The sequence below is a fragment of the Pantoea sp. CTOTU50773 genome, assembly GCF_032082325.1.
Lineage (GTDB): Bacteria > Pseudomonadota > Gammaproteobacteria > Enterobacterales > Enterobacteriaceae > Pantoea > Pantoea communis.
The window spans coordinates 1-6138 of the sequence record NZ_DAMDQC010000210.1; the positions used below are offsets into that span (position 1 = coordinate 1).

A 6138-nucleotide genomic window follows, 5' to 3' on the forward strand; every position below is an offset into this window, starting at 1 on the left:
TTTCCAGTTGCAGGCACAAGGCTGCCTGCTCAGGCGTCTGCAACGGAGAAGAATCGGGCAGTACTGTCTCAATACTCACTTCCCGGGGGCGGGTCCGTGCTGCAAGTACAATCGCCAGACTAAGCAAAGGCAGCATTAAACTTTGCAGTATCGCGATGATTTGCGGCACAAGCTTGCCCTGATGCAAAGTGAACTCGAGCGCCACCAGCAAATCTGTCATACCAGAGAAGCAAAGATAAACACCGGCGGTAAGAGCCATTCTTGCCGCCAGCCCGACTTCACCAATGCGCGCATCGCTAAATCGATCCCCACCGCCTAAGCCCATAAGAATCAATGTCGCCCCGTATCCGATATAAAGCACAAATAGCGCGCTATCAATGGCTTCTGGCCAGCACTGCATAATGATGATGGCCAGCGCGGGCGGGACGATTTTCCAGCGTGAATATTGATGAGTCGTATGCGGGCTGAAACAGTGCCAGGCCAGCGCCGGGATTAGCGTTGCTAATAACACGCGCAAAGCCATGAGTGGTGTTGACGGCCAGATCCAACGTAATGCTCCCACCGCCAGTAACAGTGAGCAGACGACCAGAAATAGCAGCGTGGTTTGGTGGCGTTGCTTATCGTTCGCCGCTAAGGTCACGATTAAAATTAGCAGCACCATTAGCGTAACCAGCGGAACCGGAATTGAAGGCATGCAGTAAGAATCCATTCTTGACAATAAGCCGCTATATTACCAGGTTCATGCACTGAAGTGGCGGGAGTTTCTTCGATGGCCGTTACTAAGGCGTCATCAGATCGAAACGATTATCCTCACCGGAATCGATGCTAAACGGTTCCTGAATTTGCAGCGTAATCCAGTTGGAGGTCACCCGACTGCCCTTGCTGTCTTCCAGTGTCACAGACAGACGATAGCTGTTGGTGGCGTCCGATGCGCTATTCCATGCGGGCATGATGATGCTCCAGCCTTGCGGATCATTCGGATTAGCGCCCGGCGTGAGGCTTAACGCCTGGGTATCGCCCTGCCACGTCACCCTGGTTATCGGATTCGCATTACGGATTTGCAATTTCAGCGGCAGGCTTTCGCCGCCGTTTAATTGCCATGGCGGTGTGGCGAGGAATACCGATAAGGTTTTGCGCTGACGATACTCCACCACCGGCGTATTGTTGCGCGTCACCATGTCGTAACGGCTGCCGCGCAGCGAACGCGCTTCGGCCACGTTATCGGCACTCAACTGCTGGCTCAACGGCACGCCGAAACGATAGTTAAGATGTAAACCCAGCTGATCCTGACTTTCACCTTCATTACTGGTTTTGTGGCTGGCAGAAAATGTCACCAGCGGCACCGGCGTGTAGGACACACCAAAGGTCAACGCCGAAGGATTGTGATAGGTATTGCCGCTGTTAAACAGATCCACATCATTGCCCAGATACTGCTCCCAACTCACCGACATACCAAGCTGGCGATAAAACGGCAGGTAGCCCTGAGTGGTGAAATCGTAGCCGCGTGCTAAACGCTGCTGCTGAAAGGGATCGCGGTTTTGCCAGCCCGACAGCGGTGTATAGTAGTTAGCCGAGAAGCGCAGGTAATCGCCCCAGGCTTCTGTGCCCACTGAAGCACGCTGCAATCCGCTGTTGAACATGCGATCGACAAAACCGTTGTAACCAAGCAGCCATTTGCCCGCCGTCCAACGTTGTCCTAAGCCGATATTGCCCACCAGCCCATCATCCGTTTGGTGGAAGCCCACCTCACTAAAGGTCAGATATTGATAGCGATCGGCCCACGGCGTTAGCAGAGAGGCGCCACTGCCGGTGAAGTTACCATCCATATCAACGTTAAAATCGATCTGCGCTTTACCATAAGGCGATAGCAGAGATTGGCCCTCATCTACCACGCGGTTTGCCACCTCATCGCGGAAATGGTTAAACGCCCAGATACCCGCCTGATGACCAAAAGTGTTGTCACTGGTGCTGTCCTGACTGGCTTCACCAATGCTCTTAGCGATGGTCGCCAGATTTTTGCTGAAAGCCGCATTTTCATCTTCATAGCCGAGTGCAGGCAGATCGCTGGCCATTTTCTGGAAGCGTTCGGGATCGCTAAAAGGCGCATCAGCGACATGCGTGTCAGTGACCAGCGCCAGAGCAGGCGCGGTGAAAAGCAGCCCCGTTGCAGCGGGCAACATACGCAGTGATTTGAAAGCAGAGAAAACAGATGTCATAGCAAAAACAGGCTTTTATCCAGTTTAGAATTTGAAGTGGCTCACAAAACTGTACTGGAATACCCTAACACATTCTGCCGATTTTGCAGAAAAGGCCGGGCTGAATTAGGACATTGCCTGATTAGCAAAAGGCATCATCTTATCTTGATAGCCACATCGCTCCACAGAGCGCCCTGCGTAAAGCCCCGCAAGACGCTCACGGCTGCTGCGATTAGGAGAAGATCAACCCGCCATCCACATTGATGGTTTGGCCGGTGATGTAGCGCGCATCATCCGACGCGAGAAACGCCACCAACCCGGCGACATCTTGCGGCTGTCCGGCGCGTTTCAGCGGAATATTTTCCACCCACTCCGCCATCAACTCGCCTTTGCCATACTGCTTTTTATCGCTGCTAAGGATTTCTCCCCACACGCGATCGTTGTAATCCCACATCTCACTTTCGATGATACCCGGACAGAAAGCATTCACGGTGATGTGCGACGGCGCCAGTTCCAGTGCCAGGCTCTGAGTAATGCCGATAACACCCATTTTACTGGCCGCATAGTGTGGCGTGTAAATAAAGCCTTGTCGCCCCTGCCCGGATGAGGTGTTGATCAGGCTGCCGCTGCCCTGCTTCACCATGTACTTTGCCGCCTCACGGCAACACAGCCACACGGCCGTGGTGTTGACCGCCAGGATTTTTTCAAAGTCGCTCTTTGGCATTGAATCAAAGCGATCAATAGTGATCACTCCGGCATTCTGAATCGAGACATCAATGGTGCCAAAGCGCTCCGCCGCCTGCTGGTAAAGCTGCTGCACTTCGGCTTCATTGGTCACATCCACCTGCAGCGCCAGAATCTCGCTGCCGTACTGTTCTTCCAGCGCCCGCGCCGTGGTGAATACCCGGTCCGAGTTGGACACCATTACCAGCTGTGCGCCATCGCGCGCAAATCGTGCGGCAATACCCGCTCCAATCCCGCGGCATGCGCCGGTAATCACCACCGTTTTTCCACTAAAATCGCGTGTCATATTGCCTCCTGTTATCCGTGCGTTGCTTCAGGCAGGGCGGCCGATTGCTGCTTTTTTTCATGTCTGCGCAGCAGCACCACCTTACTTTGTAATTTTTGCTGGAACTGGTCGATCACCACGGCGGTGACGATCACCAGCCCTTTAATCACCATTTGCCAGAAATCGCTGACGCCCATCATCACCATGCCATCGGCGAGGAATACGATGACAAAGGCACCGATAATAGAACCCGATACACGCCCGCGCCCTCCTGCTAACGCCGTTCCGCCCAATACGGTTGCACCGATAGCGTCCATCTCGAACATGTTGCCAGTCATCGGGTGCGCGGTTTGCAGTTGGGATGCGACGATCAATCCCACCAGCGCAGCACATAAACCGGAGAAGGCATAGACAAACACTTTGACCTTAATGATCGGCACACCGGCCAGGCGTGCCGCAGATTCATTGCCGCCGGTGGCATAGATATAGCGGCCCAGCGGGGTTTTACGTGTCAGATAGAGGCCGAGCAGCAGGAAGCCGATCATTAACCAGATTGGGATGTAGACGCCAAGCACACTGCCCGATCCCAGCAACGCGAAACCGGTATTACCCAATGCTGGCATCCCCACCAGATTGGCGTAGGTACTGCCATCGTTGAACAGCAGCGCGGCCCCACGAGCCACATACATCATGCCGAGGGTGCAGATAAAGGGTGCCACGCCCAGACGCGTCACCACGGTGCCGTTGATCAACCCCAGCACGATGCCGAACAGCGCCACCACCAGAATCACTTCCGGCACGTTAAAGAACAGCGTGTTGCCGCCCCACAGCGGCACACCATTGGTGAGCAACGCCCCCGCCACCATGCCGCAAATGCCCGCAACCGCACCGACCGACAGATCGATGCCACCCGTCAGGATCACTAGCGTCATACCAATCGCCAGCAGCCCGGTGATGGCAACATGCTGCGTCATGATCAGTAAGTTTGAAGTGGTCAGGAAATTAGGCACCATAAAGCTAAAAAAGCCGACCACGATCAGTAACGCGATAAAGGTTCGCGCTTTCAGCAAGTACATATAAAGCAGGTATTTCTGGTTCATTTATTGCTCTCCTGCGGGCTCAATCATGCGGTGTTGAGGCGCTAATCAGCGCTTCTCGCGTTGCCGCGCTGCGCGGTAAGTCGGCGGTAATACGGCCATCGGCCATCACCAAAATGCGATCGGCCAGTGCCATCACCTCGTCCAGTTCAGAAGAGGAGAACATCACCGCCAGACCTTGCTGTGCGAGATTGCCAATCAGGTGGTACACGTCCGTTTTGGCCCCCACATCGATCCCACGCGTGGGTTCATCCAGCAAAACCACTTGAGGGCCCGTCATCAGCGCTTTTCCCAGCACCACTTTCTGCTGGTTACCGCCGCTGAGTGAGGTAATCGGCAGTTCCGGATCGCTCACTTTGATGGCGAGATGACCAATCATTTCATCGACGCGACGCTGCTCTTTGTGGGGATTGAGTAAGCGCAGCGCACGGCGAAAACCGCGCAAGCTGAGATCGCTTAACGTCATGTTGGCGGTGATCGACATCAACTGCACCACGCCTTCGGTTTGTCGATCTTCCGGTACCAGCGCAATGCCTTTTTTCAGGCGCTGCTGGAAGTTGCGTTTATCCAGCACTTCGCCATTCAAACTGACGCTGCCAGACTGGCAGTGCATCATGCCAATCAGCCCTTTAAACAGCTCGGTGCGCCCCGCGCCCAGCAAACCGTAAATGCCGATCACTTCGCCCTTGCGCAGTGAGAACGACACATCATTAAGCTTATAGCCACCATTCTGATGCAGCGCCGTCAGGCCGTTGACGTGCAAAATCGTTTCGCCCTGTGCTGCGGGCTGATAGTCGAAGTGCTTTTTCTTGTCACCGACCATCTGTTCGATGATCCAGGGAACTGACGCATCACGCACTTCCCGCTCGCTGATAAAACAACCGTCACGGAAAATGGTGATGTGATCGCCAATTTCCATCAGCTCTTCCAGCCGATGCGAGATATAGATGATGGTCACACCACGCCGCTTCAGCTGGTCAATCACGTTGAACAACACTTTGACTTCAGACTGGCTCAGCGCACTGGTGGGTTCATCCATGATCAGCACACGCGTATCTTTGGACAGCGCTCGGGCGATCTCGACCAGTTGCTGATGGCCGATCCCCAGTTCGCCCAGTGGCGCATAAGGGTCAACATCCAGCTCCAGCCGCTCCAGTAATGATTTCGCCAGCGCATACTGATATTTTTCGTTGATCACACCGCGCTGGAAAAACTCGTTGGCGATAAAGATGTTGTCCATCACGTTCATGTTGGGGAACAGGTTAAGTTCCTGAAAGATGATGCTGATACCGTGCTTTTCCGCCTGATGAGTGGAGCTTAGCGACACCACTTCTCCGTCCAGCAGAATTTCACCGGATGAAGGCGTTTCCACGCCCGCCAGCATCTTCATCATGGTGGATTTACCGGCACCGTTTTCGCCAATCAGCACGTTCACTTTGTTGCGATAGACGCGGTAATTCACCTGATCGAGGGCAGTCACGCCGGGGTAAATACGTGACACATTACGGGTTTCGATGATCACGTCACTTTGAGGATTTTGCATACCCGCTCCTTACTGCCGCACGATGGCAGCAGGTGTGACATTCGGCACCTGCTCAGGCGTATCGAAGCTGCTAAACACGCCGGAAATTTGCACCTTATCGCCGACTTTGGGCTTGAAGGCGCTCATCATGTTGGCTGCCTGCTGATTAATGGCGCGGCTGTAGTCGCCAAACAGCACCTGATCGTTAAAGTCCTGATAGCTGGCCCCTTTATAGGCATCACGCAGCACCGTGCCAGGGAAAATCGGACCGACCTGCACGGTCACGTTATCGCCGGAAACATCTTTCACCGTCAT

General features: G+C 54.3%; 6 protein-coding genes. All 6 read right to left on the reverse strand.

Translation table 11 applies throughout. From position 1 onward, the window contains the following. On the reverse strand, positions 1–694 hold a 694-nt coding region (locus tag RT340_RS21195), incomplete at its 3' end, for a hypothetical protein (RefSeq protein WP_313377662.1). Positions 695–779: 85 nt separating this feature from the next. Next, on the reverse strand, positions 780–2216 hold the full coding sequence (locus RT340_RS21200) for a YchO/YchP family invasin (protein WP_211727824.1): 1437 nt from the start codon (positions 2214–2216) through the stop codon (positions 780–782). A gap of 211 nt (positions 2217–2427) precedes the next feature. Then, complete coding sequence (locus RT340_RS21205) at positions 2428–3225, reverse strand: SDR family oxidoreductase (RefSeq protein ID WP_211727823.1); 798 nt, start codon at positions 3223–3225, stop codon at positions 2428–2430. An 11-nt stretch (positions 3226–3236) separates the two neighbouring features. After that, entirely contained in the window at positions 3237–4304 is a 1068-nt protein-coding gene (locus tag RT340_RS21210; protein ID WP_034821800.1) for an ABC transporter permease, read from the reverse strand. Between the two features lie 19 nt (positions 4305–4323). Further along, positions 4324–5844 carry a sugar ABC transporter ATP-binding protein gene (locus RT340_RS21215; RefSeq protein WP_160834646.1) on the reverse strand — a complete coding sequence of 507 codons (1521 nt, stop codon included), beginning with the start codon at positions 5842–5844 and terminating at the stop codon, positions 4324–4326. Between the two features lie 9 nt (positions 5845–5853). After that, on the reverse strand, positions 5854–6138 hold a 285-nt coding region (locus tag RT340_RS21220), incomplete at its 5' end, for a DUF2291 family protein (protein WP_313377663.1).